Raw genomic sequence first — 26134 nt, forward strand, 5'->3', positions numbered from 1 at the left:
TGAATTATCAGAAAGTTGAATGAGTTAATAAATAATGCTTCACAGTTGTCAGTTAAATAGTTACATCATTCTGTTTTTCCTCATAAATAATAGTTTATTTTTACTGGTTAGAGAGGAGTAAATTCCTCACTACCAACCTCGTAAATTCTTCCTTCTCAGGAACTTGAGTGAGTTAATAAAGTCTGTTGAATTTTATCTAACAATTGTGCTGCCGATAAGGAAGAAGGCAAAATTTTGGCAGATACTTCTTGCAGTAGAAAGTCGATCGCCTCTGATTCCGAATTTACAGCCGACCGATAATCCCAGACTAAAATTGGCAGTTTTACTGCCATTTGGCGCAGGTTCGACAGCGCCTGCAGCATAGCGGTTGATTCTGAGGGGGCATCTCGCAAGCACAGCAAAACTAAGTCAACGCTTTGATATTGCAACTGCTGCAAAACTTCTGTCCAGCAGGGAGCGATCGACCCTCGAAATCCTGCGGTGTGGATGTATTGAATCAAAGCTTGAAGGTTGGGACTAGAAAACTGGGAATTGGGGAGGGGAATCTCGGCCGCGGTCGATCGATCGCCATGTTCCAATTCTTCCGTCGGGTTCCCCCCAGAAGAGGAGTGCAAATCCGGTAAAGTCGAAATGTCAGCAAATAAAATGCTGGGCTTCCAACTCATGCCCGCAGCAACTTGAATCACTTGCCACAAAGCACTTGGCACCAACCCGGTTGGTGAAGTTTCACTGTCGTCGGGACTGGTAGTGGCTAAACAGGGAAATACCGACAATCCTTTGACTTGATTTGCCAGTTGCGTCGTTGGAGGGTCTAAAGTCACCAACGGGAGAGAACCCAAATTTCGAGACCGACTTAACTGTTCGATAAAAGCTAAGGGGTTTTGCAGTTGACTTGTACTATCCAAGACGATCGCGTCGGGGCGCCAAATTCTGGCCACGAGTTCTGCTTGGCCGAGGTCGTCTGCTTCTAAAACCCGGCAGTAGTTGGGGTTGAGCAGTAAAGCGGAACCTTGAGAGGAACTGTTTTGCGGGCTGAGCCACAATACAGTTAAAGAACTCCTCACCTTGGCGGTACTGCCATTAGTGTCGCCAATCGAGTCCGCCAGCAGTCGCCGCAAAGCGGATTCTTCGATCGGCAAGCTCAAAAAGCCTTCGGCCCTGTTGACACTGGCCCGTTCTTTTTCGCCTCTGGTGGCCGTGACGATCGCCGGAATCGATCGGGTATCCGGGTCACTCTTGAGCAGCGTCAGCACGTCCCAACCCGACAGCAGTGGCAGCAGCGGGTTGAGGAAAATCGCTTCGGGACAGAACCTGCGAGCTTTTTCCAGTGCTTCGGTACCGGAACGGGCGACTATTACTTGGTAGCCCAAACCCGAAAGGACGTTGGTTAAATCTTCGATATATTTAGGAACTGCTTCGACTATTAATACTAAACGAGAGCGAGAATTGGCGATCGGAGTCGGATATTGGGGTTTTAATAATTCTTCCTCGGCGGTTCCAGGTACTGGGGATTCTTCTCTGCAGTTTGCCGGAGGATTTGGCGGCAGCAACAGGGTAAATTGAGAGCCTTGATTTTCTGAGGAAATAAACGAAACGTCCCCACCGTGGAGCCGAGCTAGGCGTTGAGTCAGTACCAGTCCTAGTCCGGTTCCTTGAAAGCGCCTGGTGAGGGGGCTTTCTAGCTGTTGGAATTTCTGAAAGATCAGATGCTGTTTGTCGGCGGGGATGCCGATGCCAGTGTCCCAAACTTTGAATGCGATCCAGCCTTCCCAAACATTTACTTTCAATCCGATTTTGCCGCCGAGTTCGGTGAATTTTAGGGCGTTGGAAAGGAGGTTAACCAGCATTTGCCGCAGTCGCAGTTCATCCGCAATTAATTGGCTCAATCCTGGTTCTATTTCGAGTGTAAATTCTATTTGGGCGGAAGGTTCTGCGTTTGCTGTGCCGTCAGTTTTGCTTGGTTCGGGTGGTTTTTTTTCTTCTTGCTGTTGCAGTTGTTTTGCTTGTTCAAAGGCTCTTTGGCAGGTTGATTCTATTTCGACTGCTTCGGGAATTAGTTCTAGCTGCCCGGTTTCCATCCGGGTCAAGTCTAATATATCGTTAACTATTGTCATCAAGTGCCGCCCGCTTTTATGGATTAGTTTGGCGTAGCGTGTTTGGCGATCGTTGAGTTCTCCGATCAATTTATCTTTGAGGAGGCTGGACAAACCGAGGACGGCGGTGAGCGGGGTTTTTAATTCGTGGCTGATGCAGGATAAAAATTCGTCTTTTAGTCGGTTGAGGTGGATTAAATCTGCGTTTTTCGCTGCTAGTTCTTTGGCGACTAAATGTTCTTCGGTGACATCTTGTCCCATTACTAAAATTAGCTTGTCTGAGAGCGGCTGTTTGACAAATTGCCAGATCCGTTCTTGACCTTTTTGTACGGGGCACTCGCAAATGTAGGTGTCTGGTTTGCCGGCCATGGGACACCAAGCTGGAGCGGTTAAGGTTGAGGGGGAGGCGGCGGCGTACAAGGGTAGTGGGCAACTGGTGGCTGCTGTTGAATCACGCGCGGCGAAGCTATCCCGCAGGGAATCGCCCGATCTACTTGCTCCTACTAGGCTCCTGCAGTCTTTGGTGATGGCCTCAAACTGCACGCTCTTGTATTCGCTTGTTAAATTGCTTGGTTTGCGGGGCGAGTGTTTACCCAAATTTGCTGCTGGTTCGGGAACTGGTTCTGGGCCTGCTCCCAGCAAAATCCGCCACGCTGCGTTTTGACTGACTATTTGTGCGGTAGGGGTTTGCAATCTCAGGGGCAGGGGCAGTTTTTCCAATAGTTCAACTAGGGAGTTCAGGTTTTCCGAAGGTTTCAATCCTGCTTCTAGAAAGCGCACTTGAGCGCCTAGGGCCGTGGCGATGGCTTCGGAAACCGGCCTTAATTCGATTTCTTTGACGGCTGTTTCCTGCTCTGTGAGGCTGCAGAGCGAGCTGCTGTTGAGTGCGGCGAATTGCAGCAGGCTCAGGCTGTCTAGCATTCCTAAAAATTGACCACTGGCATCTGTGACGGCGATCGGGCTGTTTGAGGAAATGCCGGCGGTTTGGCGGTTTGACCGGGCTGGGGTGTTTTGTTCTTCTGTTTGCAGGTACTCCCAGAATTCCCTGACGCTCATAGTGGCGGGTAATGCTCTGACTGGCTCGATCGCGATCGAGCTTTCTGACAAAGGTTGCTGCCCGTCGTTTGTGCGATCGGCCGCGCGGGCCCAAAGGCTGCGGAGGTACACTAATCCCAGCGGCTGTAACTGTTCGTTGACTACTGCGACTCGATCGCAGTTGCAGGATCTGAAAATTGACTGCAGCGATTCTAGCGCACCCGTTTGGAGGCACAGCGGCACTGGCTCGATAAAATTTTTGAGACTGGGGGTGGTGAGTGGCATAACAAACCTGAGAGTCTGCTCGCGAGAGCAGTAATATTTTTGATGCTCAATGTAGCTGCGAATTTCTGTATCTTATTTGTTTTATATCAGTTCCCTATCAGGCTCGGTATCCGCACCGAGACGGGGGAGTTCGATGCCTACGCCTGATTTGAGGCGACTAGCAATTATTTTAAGGCTTAAGCTTAATTGCAGAAATCACGCTCAGGGTGCTTGACACAAAAACCACGGAGTACACTTTGATTCTTCCTCTGGTAGAAGCGCATCACTTATTTTGCGGTTAAGATTGGTTAAAATAAATATTGAGATGATTGTTAAAATGTTAAGTTTTTTGTAAAGGAGATATCAACTCTGAGCGATCCAGCACTTTCAGGCAACTTAGGTGGTGCACCTACAGCTTTGCTTCCTCAACTTTCTATCGGTATTTTTGTCCGCTCTGAGGAAATTGCAGCCTCTGCGATCGAGCTTTTGAGAGGCGAACGCTATGCTTTAACGCACATTAAGTCGGCAGTGGAGCTTTTGGGGTTCCTTAAGCACAATTATCACCTTGATTGTTTGGTTTTGGAGGTGGATGGGGATCTGCGATCGCTTGTGGGGAAGCTGCAAGAACGATTGCTCTTTTTGCCTGCTGTGATTTTTTCGCCTCACGCGCCGGTAGATGGCAGGCCCGAAGCACCATATTCAGATGGTTTTGAGGCCGCAGCCAGTACCGCCAACCAGAGTCAAGACGAAAGCTGTGCTTTTTTTTATCACCCTGCTGAGGTGCAACTGGCAATCGCTCGATCGAGCGAAATAGCTGCTGGTATCGATCGGGCGATCGCACAATTTCTGAAACTTTCAACTCCGGTTCCTGTCAATTACCAATCCGTAACCGTCGATGCGACAGCCCAATTGACTGCTCAAAGTTTGCTCAGCCGACAGCAGCGGCGACTGGCGGAAAAATTACGGGAGCGATTAGGATACTTAGGTGTGTATTATAAAAGAAATTCTCAGATTTTTTTGAAAAATCTGTCGGCCCCCGAAAAGCAAAAGTTTTTGGAGCAACTCAAGTCAAGTTATCGCGACATCGTTTTGAATTACTTTTCTCAAGATGCTGCCGTCAACAATCAAATAGATGAATTTGTGAATTTGGCTTTTTTTGCTGACGTTCCCGTGACTCAAATTGTAGAAATTCACATGGAATTGATGGACGAGTTTGCTAAACAGCTAAAATTAGAAGGGCGCAGCGAGGAAATATTGCTAGATTACCGTTTGACCCTGATTGACGCGATCGCTCATATGTGCGAGATGTATCGGCGATCGATTCCGAAAGAAACATCTCAAGGTAGAATCTAGAAGGGATTCGGCATAATTTAAGAAAGAAAAGGTAGAAGGTAGAATCTAACAAAAAAGAAAGGAGCAGACCAACTGCCGAGCGAGCGCGAGGCTGAAATTATTATAAAATAACAAAGAACAGCGGATTTAAGACAAATAACAACTACAACTAACATCTGACAACTAATACTCAACATTTAAAAAAGTTCATGAGTCCTCTGAAGAAAACCTACGTTCTGAAGCTATACGTTGCGGGGAATACTCCCAACTCAGTCCGAGCTTTGAAAACCCTAAAGGACATCCTAGAACAAGAATTTCAAGGTGTCTATGCGCTGAAAGTCATAGATGTTCTCAAAAACCCTCAGCTAGCAGAAGAGGACAAAATATTGGCAACCCCGACGCTGGCCAAAATCCTGCCGCCGCCGGTGCGGAAAATTATTGGCGATTTGTCCGATCGTGAGAAAGTTCTGATAGGATTAGATTTGCTCTATGAAGAACTTCGCGAAGAAGACCTGAATTCATAAGATAATCAGGTAAGAGTCAGTCGATTTTAGATTTGAGACTTCGGTTTGGCGTCAAACGTTCGGCGAGCGCGAGCGTCGAAGCGTCGAGTCGCGCGATCGTCGAACGATTTTAGATTTTAGATTTACTCCACAGATGAATCTGGGAGGTTGAACAAAAGTCTAAAATTTCTATCTTTCCACGACAGGAGTACGTGGCACGGTATCGGTTTTTGGGCGGGGTCATTAGTCAGCATTCAGCAGTCATTAGTTATTGAGCAAGAGCCAAAACTAAAAGCTGGGTACAAAGACTCATGATCCGCGGTTAATGAGTGACAACTAAAGAATACTGAGAGTTGACAAAAATCGACATGAATGAAATTAGTCAAACGGTTAAACGAGAAGGATTGGTAACGGCAGGAGTTGAAAAAATTCGCACGATGATTGAGGGTTTCGATGACATCAGTCACGGCGGAATGCCCATCGGCCGAACCACCCTAGTCAGTGGCACATCAGGAACGGGAAAAACTTTATTTGCCGTACAATTTCTCTATAATGGAATTACCCATTTTGACGAAGCTGGAGTGTTCGTAACTTTTGAAGAATCTCCGACAGATATTATTAAAAATGCTTGCAGTTTCGGTTGGGATCTAGCACAGTTAATCGAGGAAGGCAAGCTATTTATTTTGGACGCTTCCCCCGATCCAGAAGGTCAAGATATCGTAGGAAATTTTGATTTATCAGCCTTAATCGAGCGAATTCAGTACGCCATTCGCAAGTACAAAGCCAAGCGGGTTTCAATAGATTCTGTTACCGCCGTATTTCAGCAGTACGATGCTGCATCGGTGGTGCGCCGAGAAATTTTTCGCTTAGTTGCGCGCCTCAAACAAGTCGGAGCAACTACAGTTATGACGACGGAACGGGTGGAAGAATACGGCCCGGTGGCTCGGTTTGGAGTGGAAGAGTTTGTGTCGGATAATGTGGTGATTGTTCGCAACGTATTGGAAGGAGAACGCCGCCGCCGCACCATCGAAATTTTGAAGTTGCGGGGTACAACTCATATGAAGGGCGAATATCCTTTTACTATGACTAATGACGGAATTAATATTTTCCCATTAGGGGCGATGCGATTAACTCAAAAGTCTTCCAACGTGCGGGTTTCTTCGGGCGATAAAACTCTCGACGAGATGTGCGGCGGCGGCTTTTTCAAAGACTCGATTATTTTGGCTACGGGTGCAACGGGCACCGGCAAAACACTCTTGGTGAGCAAGTTCTTGCAGAATGCTTGTATGAACGGCAATCGGGCGCTGCTTTTTGCCTATGAAGAGTCGCGGGCTCAGTTGTTCCGCAATGCTTATTCTTGGGGCATTGATTTTGAGGAAATGGAACAGAAAGGGCTGCTGAAGCTGCTATGTACTTACCCGGAATCTGCCGGTTTGGAAGACCACTTGCAGACTATTAAATCAGAAATTGCGGAGTTCAAACCTTCTCGAATTGCTATAGACTCGCTGTCGGCCTTAGCTAGGGGTGTCAGCAATAATGCTTTCAGGCAATTTGTGATCGGAGTGACAGGTTTTGCGAAGCAGGAAGAAATAACAGGCTTTTTTACGAATACAAGCGACCAGTTTATGGGTTCTAATTCGATTACGGACTCCCATATTTCTACGATTACTGACACGATTATTATGCTGCAGTATGTAGAGATTCGAGGAGAAATGTCGCGGGCAATTAATGTGTTTAAGATGCGCGGTTCCTGGCACGATAAAGGAATTCGGGAATACACAATTACTGAAAGAGGCCCACAAATTAAAGATTCGTTCCGTGGTTACGAACGGATTATCAGCGGTTCTCCGACTCGGATTACGATTAATGAGAAGAGTGAGCTATCGCGGATTCTCCAGGGTGTGCAAGGTCAAGACGATGAGGATATTTGAGAGTTAGCAGTAATTCGTTGTTAAAAGTAGGTTGGGTTGAGCTAGGAAACCCAACTTTTTTAATGTGAGGAGTTTGTGAACATTTATAGCAACCGCGACAATGTTTGGCAGGTTATTAATTGCGAAAATAGGAGCTTTTATTGCCTATCGAACCCAATACCTATAGTTTTTACACAGCAACAATACCTTGGGTCAAATCCAATACCTTGGCGATCGCAAATCTCTTGAATTGTGCTTGGAAAGCCAATATTTGCTGTATGATAAACCTCAGCTCGATTGGCAAACAGGTAGCCTTGCGGGTGTTAAAGTTATAGTATAGCAATCCTAAATCAGTTTCAATAACTGGTTAACTGGTTCCCAAGCTCTGCCTGGGAACCGATGTCCAGAGGCTCTGCCTCGGCGGAGACTATGGAGGCAGAGCCTCCGGATATGCGTTACCAGGCTCTGCCTGGTAACGAGTATAATCATTTAGGATTGCTATAGGAGGGCATTCTCCTGAACTAGCTTGGGTTCATGGCTATCGATTTATTCCCATCGCCGAAAAAACTGGATTGATTTTGCCCGAAGAGCAAATGGGTTTTAGAGCAAGCTTGTGGGCAATATCAGCAGTGGCTAGCAACAGGACTAATTCTTCCTAATATCGCGGTGAATCTGTCGCCACGTCAACTCACCCAACCGACTTTAATCGCTAAGAGCGATCGCATCCTTGAGCGCACCGAGATGAAGCCGAAATATCTATAGCTACAGATTACGGAAACTGTAATGATGCTTAATGTTGACATTACATACCATGTTTTGAGCAAATTATCAAAGCATGGTATGGGGATTTATGTCGATGATTTGGGGACGGGCTATTCTGCTTTTAACAACCTGAAAAATTTTCCGGTGAAGTCGCTCAAAATTGCTCGCTCATTTGTCCGCGATTTAGCCAGCGATCCGAGCGATCGCGGAATTCAAAAACCCATAGTTGTAATCCCAGAGGGGTTAAATCTCAGCATAATTGCTGAAGGAATGGAAGCCCCAGCGAAATGGGAATCGTTACAAGCGATCGCCTAGGAAATCGGGCAGCGTTATATGTTGAGGAAGCCTGCCATTGCTGAGGTTGCCATTCAATTAATCCGACATCCTGAATTGTTGCCTACCGCTATGTGGGATCAGCAATCGTCCCTCATGAAAGCGCGCAAAAGTCTTATAATTAATTTAATGCTCGTCTCGCTCAAATGACTAAAAAAATTTTCTTACGGAATAATATAAAAGTCTTAGGACAAGGCACCCAGACGATGATGTTTGCTCATGGATTTGGGTGCGATCAAAATATGTGGCGTTTCGTAACACAGGCCTTCGAGAAGGATTACAAAATTATCCTATTTGATTATGTAGGTTCGGGACAGTCTGATATTAGTGCCTACAGTTATGAACGGTACAGCGACCTCAATGGCTATGTTCAGGATGTCCTCGATATCTGTGAACAATTAGCCTTGAGGGATGTAATTTTTGTCGGTCATTCTGTCAGCAGTATGATCGGCCTTCTGTCCTCAATTCAAGCTCCTAATTACTTTAATCGCCTGATTTTCGTAGCGCCTTCACCTTGCTACATCAATGATTTACCAAATTATTACGGAGGGTTTGAGCGCAAAGATATTGAGGATCTCCTCGATATCATGGAGAAAAATTACATTGGTTGGGCAAGCTTTCTGGCGCCAATGGTGATGCAGAATGAGGATCGTCCTGAGTTAACTGAGGAACTTGAGACAAGTTTTTGCTCTACGGATCCGGTGATTGCAAGTCGCTTTGCCGAGGTAACTTTTTACTCTGACAATCGCAGTGATTTACCCAAGGCATCAGTACCTACACTGATATTGCAATGCGCTGATGACGTGATTGCTCCCACCCAGGTAGGGGATTACCTCCACCGCCACCTACCTAAAAGTACGCTACGGGTGATGAAAGCTACGGGACATTGCCCGCACCTGAGTCATCCACAAGAGACGATCGAGATGATTAAGGAGTATTTGAGTGTACCTCATACTACCTGATTTGTATGGCAAACATGACCTACCAGATAGACGAGCTACTCAACACGTCACCCTGTGGATTCCTCTCGTTTGCTGACGATGGTACGATCGTAATGGTCAACGCCACATTACTGCAATTACTCGGATACGAAACCGATGAACTGCGGGGACAGAAGATGGAATTCATTCTGCCAATGGCCAGCCGGATTTTCTATCAAACCCATTTCTTCCCCCTGTTGAAGCTCCATGGTAAAGTAGAGGAAATTTACTTCTCATTAAGGTCAAAGGAGGGTAGTGATATACCGATGCTGATCAACGCTGTGCGTCGGGAGAAAGGAGGAAGCTTCGTCAACAATTGCATCTTGATCTGTATCCGCCAGCGTATCCTATACGAAGGTGAAATTATTAAAGCAAAAAAAGCAGCAGAGGCAGCTATTCTCGCCCAAAAGCAAGCAGAAATCGCTCTGCGGAAACAGTACGACAAGGCGATATTACTTCAAGAAATTACTCAACACATCCGTCAATCTCTTGATTTGTCTACAATTTTTGAGATTGCTTCGCAGGATATTCGCTTGTTTCTTGATGCCGAGCGCGTCGGCATATTTAAGTTCGATCCTGATAGTAAATTTGGATATGGTGAGTTTGTTTCAGAATCCGTAGGCGAAGGATGTAAATTGGTAAGCAAAAATCAATTTAACGACCATTGTTGTGGTGAACAATATCCTGAGTCATATCAAGAATGGAGAACGCAGATAGTAGAAAATATCAATAATATTGACCTTCAACACTGTTACCGCGCTCTTTGGAAACAATTTCCGGTTCGGGCTAATTTAGTTGCGCCGTTGCTCAATGGACAAGATTTGTGGGGGTTGTTATGTATTCATCAATGTTCTGCGCCTCGGCAATGGGAAGAATTTGAAGTTGACCTTGTTAAACAGATTGCTAATCAGTTAGCGATCGCCATTAAACAAGCGGATATTTTTCAGAAGTTGCAGAAGGAATTGGCAGAAAGGCAGCAGGCTCAAGCGCGGATGAGAGAAATTAATCAACAACTGGCACTCTCTAACGAAGAACTAGCCCGCGCTACTCATCTCTTAGAACAAGTGGTAAATATTGATGGGTTGACTCAAATTGCTAATCGTCGCTGTTTTAATGACCGCTTAGAGCATGAATGGCAGCGGCTATACCGGGAAAAAAAACCTATTTCTCTTTTGTTATTTGATGTGGATTATTTCAAACGTTATAATGATTCCTACGGTCATCAAATGGGGGATAGTTGTCTGTTCAAACTTGCTCAGACGGTGCAAGAGGTGGTGTACCGTCCGGCGGATTTAGTGGCGCGTTACGGCGGAGAAGAATTTGCCATCATTTTGCCTAATACAGATATTGAAGGAGCGAGTTCGGTAGCCCAACGGATTCACGCTGCTATTCAAGCTTTACATATTCCTCACAAAACCTCTGATGTGAGCGATGTAGTTACTATTAGTATGGGTATCGCCAACTTAATTCCGATTTCGGAACTATCATCGGCTGACTTGATTGCGCTTGCCGATCGTGGACTCTACCGTGCCAAGCAACAGGGGCGCAATCAGTCCCGGATCTGCGACTACAGCGGTGATTCGATTTTTGACACTGACGCTTAAATCACAATAATTGAGACCGAGGATAAAAATTTGTCCCCGGTCTCTCAAAATCAGTCATTTTATAAATTTAAATGAGTACGGAGCTATTGGAAAACTCCGCTCCGACCGTCGCAGAATTTCCAGAGCCGGCAGACCTTCTCAACCAGTTGAAAGCGCGGCGCAAAAATTCCGGCCCAAACTTGGCAGATATGGAGGTGGTTTTGGAGATACTTGGAACAGATGGGAGCGAAATTTGAGCGGAAAATAGGACTATCGGTAATACAATTAACCTGAAACCCTTACTCCGCAAACGACATAGAAAGTGAGCACGGAGGGATTTGAACCCCCGACCCTCAGGACCGGAACCTGATGCTCTATCCACTGAGCTACGTGCCCTCAACTATTTAGAGTATAACACGTCTTGCGGAAAATGACGAGTGCCGATCGCAAATTTCCTAGCCTGCCTCCAAACTGCTTGAGCCATGCGGGTTAAACTCGCCCGCGCGATCGGGTATCAGGCCATTCTCGCAGCCAGAGACGGCAACTTTTACCTAAATGGTAACAATAATACGACAATGGGTAAAATAATAGACTTTAATCGACCAAACATTAGGTTCACAAGCGATCGGGGTCGAGCATCTACCACAGCTAAAATAGCCCGCATCAATTCCCCTAGCTAATCGGCAGTAAATAAATGGTGCTGCAGTTAAGACAGGTTGTGCAAATACGGTTCTAGACTAAGTTCACCAAACCCCTCAATCTTATGGTTTCTAAAATTTTAGACAAATTACCGCTGCGAACTGTTCTCATAGTTCCATTTGTATTGCAAATCGTGGGAGCCGTGGGACTCGTAGGATATCTGTCTTTTAGAAACGGACAAAAAGCAGTTAATAACCTAGCCAGTCAGTTAATGAGCGAGGTGAGTTTGCGGGTCGAGCAAAACCTGCAAGTTTACCTAACAACTCCCCATCAAATCAATCAAACCAAGCTGGATGCTGTCAAACTCGGGTTGTTAAATATGGACAACTTATCCGCTTGGGAGAAATATCTTTGGCGCCAAGTACAATTATATCCATATATCAATTTTACCTCCATTGGCAACAAGAATGGAGACTATCGAACCGGAGAGAAACTGTCAAATGGCTCTCTAATGATTAATTTATCAGGCAAATCTACTGGTTTTGATTTTTATTCTTACCATACTAATGATACAGGCGATCGCACTACCCTAGCAACAGTTGTCAAAAACTTTGACATCCGCGAACATCCTTCGTACAAAAATGCGGCTCATCTCGAACAACCAACTTGGAGTTCCGTTTATATTTCGTTTCTAGAACCAACCTTAATACTCAGTGCGCTCCAACCTGTATACGAGAACAATCAGCTACAAGGAGTATTAATTAGCGCCTTGCGTCTAGACCATATTGGGAGTTTTTTAAACAGTCTCAAAATTGGCAAATCCGGGCAAGCATTTATTATGGAAAAGAATGGTACTTTACTGGCAACTTCAACTGCCGAACAACCATTTCGCATCAAAAATAATAATAAGAAAGAACTGTTCAAAGCAGAAGAGAGTGTTGACCACTCGACTCAAGCTACAGCTAAATATGTAGCAGTTCGTTTTCAGGGATTAAAGCAAATAAAAACTTCCTATCTCTTTAATTTTGAAATAGACAACAAGCGACAATTTGTAAAAGTTCTACCGTTCCAAGATGGCAAAGGTTTAGACTGGCTGATTGTGGTAGTTGTTCCCGAATCAGATTTTACCAAAGAAATAGATGCTAATACCCAGACTACTATTTGGCTATGTTTAGCAGCTTTAGGAGTAGCTTTAGTTATCGGCATTCTGACTTCTCGCTGGGTGACAAATCCTATTTGGCGCTTAAATACAGCAGCCCAAAATATTGCTAAAGGTGAATGGGATAAAACAGTAGAAAGCGAACGCTCCGACGAATTGGGGGAATTAGCTAAGTCATTTAACAGCATGGCTCAACAATTGCAACAATCTTTTGAAACTTTAGAACAGCGAGTGCAAGAGCGGACGGCAGAATTGGCTATAGCTAAAGACAAAGCGGAAGTAGCGAATCAAGCTAAAAGTACCTTTCTTGCTAATATGAGTCACGAATTGCGATCGCCTCTCAATGCAATTCTCGGTTTTTCCCAACTGATGACTCGCAGCCAAACTCTATCCCCAGAGCATCAAGAAAATATTAGCATAATTAGCAGCAGCGGAGAACACCTCCTTACCCTGATTAATAACGTGCTGGATTTATCTAAAATTGAATCGGGGCGCACCACCCTCAATCCCCAAAAATTCGACCTCTATCGCCTGCTAAACGACGTGGAAGATATGTTTCAACTCAAAGCAGATGACAAGCACTTGCAGTTGATTTTTGACTGCAGTCCCGATGTGCCACAATATATAAAAACTGACGAGTTAAAGTTGCGGCAAATCTTAATTAATCTGCTCAATAATTCTCTTAAGTTTACCGAGGCAGGCTGTGTAGCGGTAAGAGTTGGCAAGCAGTCATTAGGCCGAAATCAGCAGGCACAAGGGGGAATTTTTTCTGATTTTGCAGTATCAAAACCTACAGATTTTTTCGCCATAAATGGTCTTAAAATATCTCAAATCAGTCAGTCGAACAACCAAATCATTGCAACCCCAAATGACGATGCAGCTTCTACCTCTTCCTTCTTCCTTCATTTTGAAGTCGAGGATACTGGTCCCGGTATTGCTACCAATGAATTAGACGATATTTTTGAACCTTTCGTGCAAACCAAGACAGGCAAAGATTCGCAAGAAGGTACTGGCTTGGGATTGCCCATCAGTCGCAAATTTGTGGAATTAATGGGCGGTGAAATGAGCGTCAGTTCTGCTGTTGGTAAGGGAACGAATTTTCAGTTCGATATTCAAGTTATTGCTGTCGATGCGGCTGATATTGAACGCCCAAAGCCGATCAGGAATGTTATAGGCCTGGTTCCCAACCAACACACCTATCGAATTTTGATAGTAGACGATAAACCGCTCAATCGCCAATTGTTAATTAAAATCCTCTCTCCTCTGGGTTTTGAACTAAAAGAAGCGAATAACGGTCAAGAAGCTATTGAGATTTGGGATAGTTGGGAACCGCATCTCATTTGGATGGACATGAGAATGCCTGTGATGGACGGCTACGAAGCTACGCAATACATTAAAGGTACTATTAAAGGTCAAGCTACTGCGATTATTGCGCTGACAGCCAGCGTTTTGGAGGAAGAACGGGCAGTTATTTTATCGGCGGGTTGCGATGCTTTTATGAGGAAGCCTTTCCGGGAACCCGATATTTTTGATGCTATGCACAAACATATCGGAGTGCGCTATATTTATGAAGATCCGGCTCAAAGTGATTTATCGGCAATCAAAGAGGGCGATCGCGCTATGAGTGCGACTGATTTCGTAAAATTGCCTGATTCACTGGTAGCTGATTTAAAGCTAGCAATACAGAATGCAGATATGGATTTAATTGATACTTTGATAGAGCAAATTCGCTTAAAGGATGCAGTAACGGCAGGTGCAATCGCAAATTGTATAGAAAATTTTGAGTACGACAAACTTTTAAAATTAATATCTCAAGCAAGATCACATGAATAACGACATTCCTAGCACCGATCGCGGTAATATTTTAGTAGTTGACGATACCCCAGCTAATTTGCGGCTGCTAGCCGGAATTTTGAACAGCAAGGGCTATAAAGTTCGCCCGGTACCTAGCGGTGAGTTAGCGCTTTCGGCAGCCAAAGGTATGCCTCCAGATTTGATTTTGCTGGATATTATGATGCCCGAAATGAATGGGTATGAAGTTTGCGAAAAGATCAAAGCTGATGAACGAACTTGCGAAATCCCGGTAATTTTTATTAGCGCGATTAATGACGTACTTGACAAGGTCAAAGCCTTTGCTGTGGGCGGGGTAGATTATATTACTAAGCCCTTTCAGGTGGAAGAGGTTCTAGTGAGGGTAGAAACCCATTTAGCAATGTGCCAGTTGCGAAAAAAACTCCAACAGAAAAACAATGAACTTACAGTTACTTTAGACCAACTGCAAGCTACTCAGAATCAATTAGTGCAATCGGAAAAAATGGCGGCATTAGGGCAACTGATTGCGGGCATTGCTCACGAAATCAATACGCCGTTGGGAGCGATTCGGTCGTCTATTGGAAATATTACCAGCTTTTTGGATAACAATCTCGAAAGCTTGCCAGTTTTTTTTAAAGAACTGTCTGCTGAACGCCAGCAAGATTTCTTGCGTTTGATGTACAGTTCTAGTCAACAAAATTACTCTTTATCTACTCGAGAAAAACGGGTATTGAAAAAAGGAGTGAAGCAGCAACTAGAGTCGGAAGGTCTTGACAATGCTGACAGCCTTGCTAGCATTTTAGTCAATATCGGATTGCAAGGAAATTTGCAAGAATTCTTGTCGTTGCTCAAAGATCCTGACAGCGAAAATATTATAAAAACAGCCTACGACTTTGCTAGCATTCACAGAAGCGCCCGAACCATCGCTACCGCTACTGAACGCGCTGCAAAAGTTGTCTTTGCCCTGAAAAATTATGCGCGTTACGATGTAAATGGGGAAAAAATACAAGTGAATATTACGGATGGAATTGAAACTGTATTAACTCTTTACCAAAACCAAATCAAGCAGGGTGTGGAAGTGTTCAGAAACTATCAAGATAAATTGCCTGTGGTACTATGTTATCCTGATGAACTCAATCAAGTTTGGACAAATTTAATTCACAATTCCTTACAAGCGATGGACAATCAAGGGACTTTAACAATTGACGCGCTACAACAAGATACCAGCCTCTTGGTAAAAATTATTGACAGCGGTAAGGGGATTCAACCAGAGATTATTCCGAAAATTTTTGAGCCTTTTTTTACCACCAAACCTGCGGGAGAAGGCAGCGGATTGGGACTGGATATTGTCAAAAAAATAATTGAAAAACATCAAGGTAAAATTGATGTGGAGTCGAGGCCCGGTAAAACAGTATTTACCGTGTGTTTGCCGATTAATTTAACTGAGTAGCTAAAGCGCCGGATGCTGAAGTCGGGGGCGAAAATTTGCAGTCTAGCCGCGCAGAATGTAGAATTTGGAAAACGGTGTACTGCCCATGGGGGTTCACCCTACCCCACTAAAGAAGGAAACTAGCGATGTCTAAATCAGCAATTTTGTGTGTGGACGATGAAGTAGGAGTGTTGGAAAGTCTGGAAATTGAACTGCAACAGGCATTTAACGGTAAATATCTTTGCGAATTTGCTGAAAGTGCTGCCGAGGCCCTGGAAATTATTGAAGAGCTCTGTGAAGCTGAGGTTAATATTTTAGTAATTGTCTCTGATTGGTTGATGCCCGGAATGAAAGGAGATGAGTTGCTGATTAAAATCCACCAAAAATATCCGCAAATTGTGACAGTGATGCTGACAGGACAAGCCGACAAAGAAGCAATCGAACGCACAAAAAATCAAGCTAATCTTCATGCTTTCATAGAAAAACCTTGGCAGAATCAAGAATTAATTGAAGCGATTAAGTCTGGTCTAGCAAATTTATGAAAAAACCAGTCATTATTTGTGTGGATGATGAGCAGACTATACTCGATAGTCTGGAAATAGACCTCCTAAAAGCCTTTGAAGATAAATATTTAATTGAAACGGCCCAAAGTGGCGAAGAAGCTTTAGAGTTGCTGTCAGAACTTTTAGCAGAACAGTATGAAGTTCCTTTGGTTATTTCGGATCATATCATGCCTAGCATGAAAGGAGACGAACTATTAAGGAGCGTTCATGCTATCTCGCCGAACTGTCTCAAAATCATGCTGACGGGCCAGGCCGATTTGGATGCGGTAGCCAATGCTATTAACTATGCTAAATTGTACCGATATATACCTAAACCTTGGCAATGTGATGACTTAAAATTAACGGTCACTGAGGCAATATATAGATATTTTCAAGATAAACAATTAGCGGAAAAACAAAGAGAACTGCAGGAAATGAATCAGGAGTTGGTAAAATTAAACCGCAAGCAGGCGATGCTGATTGCCAAACTCCATGAAAACGAAAGTCGCTTGACGCAATATTTAGAAGCTATGCCATTGGGCGTGTGTGTACTTGATGCAAACGGGCAATCTTTCTACGCTAACCAGAAAGCGCGGGATGTATTTGGCAAAGGCACTGTGCCACATATTAATTCAGAGCAAAAAGCAGCTATTTATCAATTCTATAAAACCGGGACTAATCAGAGATGCCCTGTGGAAGAATTGCCAATTATGCGGGCGCTTAGGGGCGAAAATGTGCGGACTGAGGGTGTAGAAATTCGTACAGCTAATAAGATTATTCCTGTAGAGAGTTGGGCAACTCCAATTTATGATTCTACCGGAGACATTTCCTATGCGATTATTGCTTTTAGTGACATAAGTGAACGCAAGGAAGCTGAAGCGGCGCTAATTCAAGCTGAAGAGAAGTATCGCGGGATATTTGAAAATGCTCTAGAAGGTATTTTTCAGACGACGCCGGACGGACATTTTATCAGTGCGAATCCTGCTCTGGCGGAAATTTACGGCTACGATTCTGCGTCAGAATTGATAGAAAGTATTAATGATATTCAGCAGCAATTGTACGTGGAACCGAACCGCCGTCAAGAGTTTTTGGGGCTGATGAAACAGCACGGTACTCTGTGTGAGTTTGAGTCTCAGGTTTACTGTCGAGATGGCAGCATTATCTGGATTTCTGAGTATGCGCGCACAGTTTATGATGCTAACGGTGAAGTGCTTTACTATCAGGGTTTTGCTAAGGATATTAGTTTGCAAAGACAGGTAGAAGTGGAACGAATTAGGTTTACTAATGATTTAAAAAAAGCTTTGGCAGCCGAAGAAAAGTTAAATGAGGCACTGTCAGAAAACGAAAGCCGATTGACTCAATTCCTGGAAGCGATGCCAGTAGGAATATTTGTTGTGGATGGTAAGGGTAAACCTTTTTACATGAATTCTTGGGGCGAAAGGATACTAGCCCAAGGTTTAATTTTTGATGGGGGTACTGAGCAATTTCCTGAAGCTTATCATTTTTACGACGCTGGAACTAATCAATTGTATCCCAGGGATAGCCAACCGATTGTTCGGGCGTTGCGGGGAGAATTTGTGCGTATGGACGATCTAGAAGTTCATGGATCGGATCGGATTGTGCCGATCGAGGTTTGGGCGACTCCAATCTACGACGAACGGAAAAACATAGTTTACGCCATCGCGGCTTTTCAAGACATCACGGAACGTCTAGAGGTAGAAACCGAGCGCCGCCAATTCACAGACGAGTTGCAAAAAGCTTTAGCAGCAGAAGAAAAATTAACAGATGCTTACGGGCGGTTTGTGCCGCACCAATTTCTCCACTTTCTGGGATATGAAAGTATTCTGGAAGTCAAATTAGGCGATCAGGTACAGAAAGAAATGTCGGTGCTGTTTTCAGATATCCGCGATTTCACTTCTCTTTCGGAAAAAATGAATCCCGAAGAAAATTTTAAATTTATTAATGGTTATTTGTCCCGGATGGAACCGGCAATTACTGACAATTTTGGTTTTATTGACAAATACATTGGCGATGCGATTATGGCGCTGTTTGATGGCAGTGCGGACGATGCTGTGAAAGCTGGCATTGCAATGCTAGAAGAGCTTAACGAGTATAATATTAGTCGCAATCGACCCGATCGCCCGCCGCTGCAAATTGGCATTGGCATCAATACAGGTTCTTTGATGTTAGGCACGGTGGGCGGCCAAAGTCGGATGGACAGCACGGTGATTAGCGATGCGGTAAACTTAGCCTCCCGCGTGGAAACTTTGACGAAAGAGTATGAAGTTTCGATGTTAATTACTCACAATACTTTTATACAGTTAAACAATATTTATGATTTGAGGTTGATCGATCGCGTAACAGTTAAAGGCAAATCCCGAATGGTAACACTTTATGAAGTATTTGCGGCCGATCCGCCAGAGTTACGACAGAAAAAGTTAGAGACAAAGACAATCTTTGAGCAAGCTTTGGTACTCTACAATAGTGATAGGTGTGGCGAAGCTATAAGATTGTTTTCGGCCTGCTTAGAAATCAACCCTAATGATAAGGTAGCTCAAATTTATATGCAGCGGTGTCTGAAAGGCGCGATCGCTCCTGCATAATACCATTTTAGAGTTGAGATTTAACAATTGGGAATGACTTATGCCATAAGGGTTGGGAGTGTGCCTACAGTTGTATTCTTTTTGGAAACTGGTCTAATCATTGTTTAGACAGGCAGGGAAACGCAAACTATGGTTTCTTGCTGCGGAAAACTTTCTATTTTAAATTCTCCTCCGTGCAATTCTACAAGGCGTTGAACGATGGCCAGACCCAATCCCAAACCTGCTTGTTGGTAAAGTCTGCGATCGAACTGCCTGTAAGCTTCTAGCTGTGCAATCTGATCGTTAGTCATACCGCGGCCTTGGTCTTTGACAGACAGAATAAAAGTCTGATTTTCGACGAAAGTGCGTAATAAAACAGGCGTTCCTTCTAAAGAAAATTTGAAAGCATTGTCCAATAGTTCTTCAACAATTTTTGCGAGTCTGACAGAATCAATAGCTACCGACGAATCTTGCAAGTTTAATTGTAAATCGTCTGTTCTATTCGCGTGTTTTGCTTGCTGCCGCGCTTTTTGACTCAGCAAAGATTTTACACAGCTAAATTCGCTGTTTCGCATCTCCTTTAGCAGTTCGGGATTGGTGGCTGCTATCTCCAGTTCTGCATACAGCAAAAAGTTTTGAATCAGCCGATACAAGCGATGACCGGAAGTGTGAATTTGACCGATCATCTCTAAGATATCTGATTCCTCTAAAACCTGATATTCTGACAGAATCAGCTCAGAAAAACCCAGAATTGCATTCAAAGGAGTCCGCAATTCGTGGGGCAGCGACATACTAATATTAGTGCGTAATTCGTCAAGCGTCTTTTGAGATTGTCGGCTAATTGTTTTTTGTTTTTCAAGTCTAATAGCAATGGCTTTTAGCAGTTCTTGCGGCGTACACGGCTTAGTAATGTAATCGTCAGCTCCCAGTTCCATGCCCGTGCGAACGTCAACTTTATCGGCTTTGGCTGTGAGGAAAATAAACGGAATTGTGGCAGTCAAGGGTTCGGAGCGCAAAGCTTTGAGGACGCCGTGACCGTCTACTTCCGGCATCATCATGTCGCACAAAATTAAATCAGGGATTTGTTCGATCGCCAATTTGATGCCGACTTGGCCGTTAATTGCTCCCATTCCTTCAAAATTCTCGGCTTCCAGCAACTCTAAAATATTTTCTCTAATCGATTCTTCGTCTTCTATTACCAAAATCTTAGCCACGGTGATACCTCCTTTTAGTTAGTAGCTTGTTGGAAAAATCCTGGGTTCATACACTTGATAAATTTCTTTTTAATGCGCTTAAGTGAGGGTTAAGCAGCGGATATGTATAGTTGATAATTCACTTGTTATGGACAGGGAGCGCAAATTAAAGGCAAGGTAATAGTGAAAGTTGTGCCTTTTCCTTCTTGACTGTCGAGCGCAAGTTGGCCACCGTGAAGTTCCACAGCCCTCTTCACAATTGCTAAACCGAGACCTGTTCCCGAAATAGTGCCGACATTTGGAGATCGGTAAAAAGTTTCTAAGATCCGCTCTCGATCGGCTTGGGGAATGCCGATGCCTTGGTCTTGAACTTGGAATACAGCTTCTTGGTTTTCACAGTTGAGATGCAAAGAAACTGGACTGCCGACGGGGGAATATTTGATGGCATTTGAGAGGACATTTCCCAAGATTTGCTGCAGCAGTTTTTCATCCATTTGAGCCTCGCAGTTGCCCCCTTCATATTGAAAGGCGATCGGGTGTTGGTTACTGTCGTTGAGCTGCTGCTCTTCTACCAGTTGACGGCAAAATTTTTCAAGGTTTAAGGAAACCGGTTGAAACTGCAAGGTATTGGCTTCGATTTTGCCAATTACGAGGATATCTTCTAATAACTCTGTCATGCGTTTAATTGCTAATTGAATCCGCACAAAATGAGTAGATTTTTTATCTTGGGGCCACTGAGAACTGTAATCTTGCAGCAATCCAGCGGAAAATTGGATGGTTGTCAAAGGTGTGCGGAACTCGTGAGAAACCATTGTGACAAATTTAGCTCGCAATTCTGAAAGCTCCTTTTCTCGTGCGAGGGCTTTGAGAATTTCCGCTTCTGCTCGTTTACGATCGCTAATGTCACGGGCTTCCGCAATCAGCAGCAAAACTTGTCCTGTTTCATTTTTAACAGGTTTCAGTGAGAAATCAACTGTCATAATTTGGCCACTTTTGCCTAATAAGTCGATTTCGCTGCGGAAAAACTCGCCCCGACTTGCTTTGCCGATCGCGCATTGCAATTGTTCGGAAACCTGTGGCGACTTGCCCCAAATCGCCATTTCCCAAATGGGGCGGCCCACAATACCCTCCGATCGCAATCCGGCAAAATCGAGGGCTGTCTCGTTGACTTCCAGCACAATTCCTTGCGGAGTCAGCAGCTTGGTTAGCTGAAACGACGAGTCAAAAATCGCCCGAAAGCGGCGCTCGCTTTCCCGCAGCATTTGAAATGTTTGAGATCGTTCGATCGCATAGCGGATCGTCCGCACTAATAATTGAGTAGTAATTTGACCTTTAACAATATAGTCTTGAGCTCCCAAGCGAACTGATTCTAGGGCGATCGCCTCATCGTCCAAGCCTGTCATTACCACCATTGGCACATCAGGAGCAACTTCTCGCAGGCGAGTTAGGGTTTCCAAACCGCGGCTGTCGGGCAAAGAAAGGTCGAGCAAAACGACATCAAAGGGTTGTTTACACAGTTGTGCGATCGCCTCATGCAGGAACTCAACAGACACCAGTTCCCACTCGACGCCCACAGATACTTCTAACAGTTCTGCAAGTAAATCAGCATCAGCAGGATTGTCTTCTACTAACAGAATCTTAATCCACATAGCTTAGACGTTTTTGACTGTAAAATTTTTACTCTACTAATCTTAGGTTAAACTTTTTTGCTTTCCCTTACCATTTTCAACTTGAAAATTATTATTTGGGAACTGTCACCACCACCAGCCACCCATCCTCAATCCATCTCACCAGCTTAGCGACTTGACTAAAATCGATAGGCTTAGTGATGTAGCACCGGGCTGACAGGGCATAAGACTTGAGCATCTCTTCATCGGCTGCTGAGGTTGTCATTCGATTTTAGATTTTAGATTTTAGATTTTAGATTGACTTGCGCGAGATAAATTGGGGGGCTTGAGGATTTTAGATTTTAGATTTGGGATTGATTCCACGGATAAATCTGGGGGCCTGTACCATCAAGAAATTCGCTTGTCATAATTACCACCGGAATCATTTTTAACTTGAGTGTTGAGTTGATTTATATCAATATTTTTAACCTGTTTTTTAGGCAAAATCAAGTTAAGCAGAATTAAATTAGACCTAGCAAGCGAACCGAAAAGCCTGCTTTATTCAATAAACTCTTGCTTGTACCATATCTTCTACTATTTGCAACTTGTTAAAAATTGGCTGGACGCCAGCTTTTATAAACCCCATTCAGCCTCGCTGAGCAAATCATCCACCAGCAGAATTTCCATAGGTTAAAAATTTTTAGAGCCTTCATAAGCAAAGCATCTGTTCGTTTAATTTAGAGGAAGTTTGACGACTGCCAGCCAGAATTCCTCAATTAACCTGACTACTTTAGTAAATTCTATGAAGTCTACCGGTTTTGTTATGTAACAGTTGGCGTGGAGGGAGTATGACTTAAAAATATCTTCGGGCGCTGCTGAAGTGCTGAGAATTACTACAGGAATTAATTTTAAGTTTGGGTCAGTTTTAATTTCTTCTAGCACTTCAATACCGCTTTTTTTCGGCAGATGCAAATCGAGCAAAATCAAATCAGGACGAGGTACCCTGAGATAAGGTTCTTTTCGGCGCAAAAACTTGATTGCTTCGACTCCATCCTCCACAAAATGCAAGTTATTCAATATTTTACCCTGACTGAGGACTTCTCTTGCCAAATCCGCATCGCTGGGAGAATCCTCAATCAGCAGAATCTCTATAGGTCTAACAGTGCTTCGATCGCTCATAACCGGCGTATCCTTTTGAGTATAAAAACAAAATTGAATTTTGAGGATTCAGGTACTAATTATAGGAATAGTGAAGTAAAAAGTCGCTCCTTTTCCCTCTTGAGATGCCACCCAGATGCGACCGCCGTGGCGTTCAACAATGCGCTTGCACATCGCCAAACCTATACCAGTACCGGAATATTGGCGGCGTCCGTGCAGGCGCGCAAAAATGATAAAAATGCGATCGGCATACTGCGGATCAATGCCAATGCCGTTATCGCGGACACTGAACACCCATTCACTCTCTTGCCTGCGGGCAGCGATATGAATCAACGGGATATCTTGGCGACAAAATTTGATGCTGTTGGCGACCAAATTTTGGAATAATTGCACCAGTTGAAATTCATCCGCCATCACGGTTGGCATCGCGTCGCAGGTGATTACAGCTTTTGTTTCGGCGATCGCAATTTGCAAATTGCACATAGTTTGCTTAACCACAGCGTTGCAGTCCGCCTGCTCAAACTCCTGACCCCTCGTTCCCAGGCGCGAATACGCCAACAAATCGTTAATTAACTGCTGCATTCTGGTGGCGCCATCGACAATATAATTAATATACTTATCTGCGCGATCGTCCAAATTTCCTTGATAGCGTTGGGCAAGCAATTGAGTGTAACTGGTAACGGCTCGGAGCGGTTCTTGCAAATCGTGGGAAGCCACATAAGCAAATTGTTCTAATTCCTCGTTGGAACGCTTCAAATCTTCTGTCAGTTGCAGCATTTGCTGCTCTGCTTCTTTGCGGCTTGTAATGTTGTAAACCAAGGCGCAACAAGAGAGTAGATTACCCTCGGAGTCCATGACTGGACTGGTAGACATATCAGTCCAAATATCTTTACCGTCCTTGCTTTTAAATTTAAATTCGTGTTGTTCACCAATACCTTGCTTACGGCGCTCGACATTTTCAATAGCTTGTGGTTTTTCCCGTTCGTCCATAAAATCAAAAAGCGACCGCCCGAACATTTCTAATTCACTATAACCTAGCATTCGCGCCATTGCGTGGTTTACGTAAGTCGTGAGGCCATTTCTGTCAATTACCCAAATACCTTCTTCGGCTAATTCAACTATTTGCCTGTACTTGAATTCGCTTTCCAGCAAAGCAGTTTCAGTTAGTTTCCGCTCAGTGATATCTTTCATAAAACAGTGGTGACCGTTAAATATCCCTTGTGCGTCGCAAGCTTTTACCATCGTTAATTGCTTATAAAAAAATGAGCGATTTTTTCGGACTCCTCTAGCTTCAACTTCTACTTTGCCAGAAATTAGCATTTCCTGATAAGCTGAAATCATCATCTCAACATCGCCCGGATGTACGGTGCTCTGCCATTCCATGCCAAGCATTTGGTCCGGTTCGTAACCGCATTTATGAGCGTAAGCTCGGTTAACCTTCACGTAGCGCCCCTCAATATCCAGCCGCGAAATGCCTTCCACCGCATTTTGCATGGCACTGGTTAGGTCACGCAGCTCTTTTTCAGCTTGTTTGCGATCGCTAATATCCTGACCAATACCCAAAAAACCGTTAATATTTCCGCTACTATCAAATAAGGCAGTCACCGACAGCAGTACCGGAAACCGCGAACCATCTTTGCGAATATAAGTCCATTCATTTTCGTCCGCGATTTCCCGGCACGGCAAGGTAAATAATACTTGAATTCCCGGCTCTATTTTCACTCCCAATTCTTGAGAAAGAACTTCAGCTCTTTGAGCGACCTCCAGAGGCTCGTGAATTATTGCTATGGTGACTTTCCCCACTACTTCTTCTAGCGAATAACCTAAAAGTTGCTCTGCTGCCCGATTAAATGTTTTAATTGTACCGTCGGAATCGGTAGAAATAATTGTGTAGTTAGCGCTATTAAGAATAGCATTTTGCAGTTGCGTCAATTCCAACAAAGTGAGAGCAATTTTTTCGCGGTAAGCTATTTCTTTTTGCAATTGGTGGTTAGAAATTTCAATTTGAGCAGTGCGCTCAGCAACTCGATGCTCCAGAGTTTCATTGAGCAGTCGATTTTCCTCTTCTATCTGCTTGCGTTCTGTAATATCAGTAATAGTACAGACATAACTTTTAACCTCCCCATTTTCTCCGACTTGACCGACAGATTGACCGAATACCCAACTGATTTGAGGGTGATTAATGCCTTGAAAGCGGTACTCAGATTTAAACGGCAATTTCTCCTGCGCGGCGCTATACCATTCAGAACAAACCCGATCGCGATCGTCTGGATGAATGCCTTGCAACCACCCTTTGCCCAAAGCTTCATCACAGGTAATTCCCGAAATTTGACACCAGCGTTCGTTGACATACAAGCAGTCTCCTCCAGCATCTGCATAAAATATTCCCACCGGCGAAGCTTCAGTTAAAGTTTGATAGCGAGCTTCCGTTTCTCGGCGTTCAATTATTTCTTTTTGCAGTATTGAATCGATCATCCCTAATTGAGTTGGACTCAGGAGAGTTAATGCTTGGGGAACGAAAGGAATTAATGCAAAAGCGGTGTAACCAGAAATCGCGGCGGTAATAATTTTTAGAATGCCAGAAACCCAATAAACAGGATGCCAAAGCGTCCAAACTTCCATCACATGAGTAGTGCCGCCGGAGATAATAAAGGCTGCAAACAGCCAAAAGATATTGCGAAAGGGCAAGTCTTTTCGCTGAAAGATAAAATAATAAATTAGCGAGAGGGGTATTGAATAGTAAGCCAGGGCAATGATAGAGTCTGACACTATGTGGAGTGCTACTAGCTCTCGCTGCCAAAGGTAACAGTGACCGTGAGGAATATAATTTCCCGTGAATAACAGGTGATTTAAAAACTTCCAAATCATAAACGGAATGACAAATGGGGAAGGAGTAATTTAACGCAATAACTTATAACTTATCTTAACTCTCTGAAATATACAGTTCTGGAGGCACGGGGGGCTAAAAACCCGGTTTCTTCATAAAGGCCTCATTGCCAAACCGAATATTGTGGTAGAAACTGGTTTTTCTTCGGTAAGTCTTAATATAGCAATTCTCAATGATTCGCGAGCTGTAGCGAGCTCTAGGTTGGGTATAACTCATATGTTGCACCATTCTCAATCCTTTTATGAACAGGCTTTTCGGCCTGTTCCACAAGAGATGAATTTTCTTGTGGAACAGGCCGAAAAGCCTGTTCCTGACAATGGTGCAAGATGTG

The 26134-nt window shown here is 44.1% G+C and carries 18 protein-coding genes and 1 tRNA gene; 12 read left to right on the forward strand and 7 right to left on the reverse strand.

Annotated elements, in window-relative coordinates:
- Nucleotides 1-155: 155 nt before the first annotated feature.
- Complete coding sequence (locus tag QUB20_RS05625) at nt 156-3413, reverse strand: ATP-binding protein (protein WP_333245072.1); 3258 nt, start codon at nt 3411-3413, stop codon at nt 156-158.
- 396 nt (nt 3414-3809) lie between these two features.
- On the opposite strand from QUB20_RS05625, the gene QUB20_RS05630 reads away from it, so the two are divergent.
- The 7 genes from QUB20_RS05630 to QUB20_RS05660 all read left to right on the forward strand — a co-directional run bounded on the left by QUB20_RS05630 (nt 3810) and on the right by QUB20_RS05660 (nt 11052).
- On the forward strand, nt 3810-4745 hold the full coding sequence (locus QUB20_RS05630) for a circadian clock protein KaiA (protein WP_333245068.1): 936 nt from the start codon (nt 3810-3812) through the stop codon (nt 4743-4745).
- Between the two features lie 188 nt (nt 4746-4933).
- Entirely contained in the window at nt 4934-5248 is a 315-nt protein-coding gene (gene kaiB, locus QUB20_RS05635; protein WP_006632119.1) for a circadian clock protein KaiB, read from the forward strand.
- A 347-nt stretch (nt 5249-5595) separates the two neighbouring features.
- Nucleotides 5596-7158, forward strand: coding sequence for a circadian clock protein KaiC (gene kaiC, locus QUB20_RS05640; protein WP_333245064.1), 1563 nt, complete (start codon nt 5596-5598; stop codon nt 7156-7158).
- 747 nt (nt 7159-7905) lie between these two features.
- Nucleotides 7906-8214 carry an EAL domain-containing protein gene (locus QUB20_RS05645; protein ID WP_333245147.1) on the forward strand — a complete coding sequence of 103 codons (309 nt, stop codon included), beginning with the start codon at nt 7906-7908 and terminating at the stop codon, nt 8212-8214.
- 164 nt (nt 8215-8378) lie between these two features.
- Nucleotides 8379-9194: an alpha/beta hydrolase gene (locus QUB20_RS05650; RefSeq protein ID WP_333245060.1), complete on the forward strand. Its 816-nt coding sequence runs from the start codon at nt 8379-8381 to the stop codon at nt 9192-9194.
- Between the two features lie 5 nt (nt 9195-9199).
- Nucleotides 9200-10816: a diguanylate cyclase domain-containing protein gene (locus tag QUB20_RS05655; protein WP_333245057.1), complete on the forward strand. Its 1617-nt coding sequence runs from the start codon at nt 9200-9202 to the stop codon at nt 10814-10816.
- 71 nt (nt 10817-10887) lie between these two features.
- Entirely contained in the window at nt 10888-11052 is a 165-nt protein-coding gene (locus QUB20_RS05660) for a hypothetical protein (protein WP_333245054.1), read from the forward strand.
- A 66-nt stretch (nt 11053-11118) separates the two neighbouring features.
- Here the strand turns inward: QUB20_RS05660 and QUB20_RS05665 are convergent.
- A tRNA-Arg gene (locus tag QUB20_RS05665) sits at nt 11119-11191 on the reverse strand.
- 86 nt (nt 11192-11277) lie between these two features.
- On the opposite strand from QUB20_RS05665, the gene QUB20_RS05670 reads away from it, so the two are divergent.
- The 5 genes from QUB20_RS05670 (at nt 11278) to QUB20_RS05690 (ending at nt 18979) form a co-directional block, all read left to right on the forward strand.
- Nucleotides 11278-11475 carry a hypothetical protein gene (locus QUB20_RS05670; protein ID WP_333056790.1) on the forward strand — a complete coding sequence of 66 codons (198 nt, stop codon included), beginning with the start codon at nt 11278-11280 and terminating at the stop codon, nt 11473-11475.
- A gap of 83 nt (nt 11476-11558) precedes the next feature.
- Nucleotides 11559-14426 (forward strand): ATP-binding protein, encoded by a 2868-nt coding sequence (locus tag QUB20_RS05675; RefSeq protein ID WP_333245051.1) that lies wholly within the window; start codon nt 11559-11561, stop codon nt 14424-14426.
- Nucleotides 14419-15855, forward strand: coding sequence for a response regulator (locus QUB20_RS05680; protein ID WP_333209128.1), 1437 nt, complete (start codon nt 14419-14421; stop codon nt 15853-15855). Before QUB20_RS05675 ends, QUB20_RS05680 begins: the two co-directional genes overlap by 8 nt.
- Before the next feature lie 125 nt (nt 15856-15980).
- The gene (locus QUB20_RS05685) at nt 15981-16376 is read left to right on the forward strand and encodes a response regulator (protein ID WP_333056787.1); all 396 of its coding nucleotides are present in this window, start codon (nt 15981-15983) and stop codon (nt 16374-16376) included.
- Entirely contained in the window at nt 16373-18979 is a 2607-nt protein-coding gene (locus QUB20_RS05690; RefSeq protein WP_333245048.1) for a PAS domain S-box protein, read from the forward strand. The genes QUB20_RS05685 and QUB20_RS05690 overlap by 4 nt, the downstream gene beginning before the upstream one ends.
- 104 nt (nt 18980-19083) lie before the next feature.
- On the opposite strand, the gene QUB20_RS05695 is transcribed toward QUB20_RS05690, so the two are convergent.
- The 5 genes from QUB20_RS05695 to QUB20_RS05715 all read right to left on the reverse strand — a co-directional run bounded on the left by QUB20_RS05695 (nt 19084) and on the right by QUB20_RS05715 (nt 25784).
- Nucleotides 19084-20172: a response regulator gene (locus QUB20_RS05695; RefSeq protein WP_333245045.1), complete on the reverse strand. Its 1089-nt coding sequence runs from the start codon at nt 20170-20172 to the stop codon at nt 19084-19086.
- A 125-nt stretch (nt 20173-20297) separates the two neighbouring features.
- A complete protein-coding gene (locus tag QUB20_RS05700) occupies nt 20298-21800 on the reverse strand; it encodes an ATP-binding protein (protein WP_333245042.1) in 1503 nt (500 codons plus the stop codon).
- A 91-nt stretch (nt 21801-21891) separates the two neighbouring features.
- Nucleotides 21892-22044: a hypothetical protein gene (locus tag QUB20_RS05705; RefSeq protein WP_333245039.1), complete on the reverse strand. Its 153-nt coding sequence runs from the start codon at nt 22042-22044 to the stop codon at nt 21892-21894.
- A gap of 446 nt (nt 22045-22490) precedes the next feature.
- A complete protein-coding gene (locus tag QUB20_RS05710) occupies nt 22491-22937 on the reverse strand; it encodes a response regulator (protein ID WP_333245036.1) in 447 nt (148 codons plus the stop codon).
- Nucleotides 22938-22985: 48 nt separating this feature from the next.
- Nucleotides 22986-25784 (reverse strand): PAS domain S-box protein, encoded by a 2799-nt coding sequence (locus tag QUB20_RS05715; RefSeq protein WP_333245033.1) that lies wholly within the window; start codon nt 25782-25784, stop codon nt 22986-22988.
- Between the last annotated feature and the right edge of the window lie 350 nt (nt 25785-26134).

This window comes from Microcoleus sp. B4-C2 (assembly GCF_036705265.1).
Classification (GTDB): domain Bacteria; phylum Cyanobacteriota; class Cyanobacteriia; order Cyanobacteriales; family Microcoleaceae; genus Microcoleus.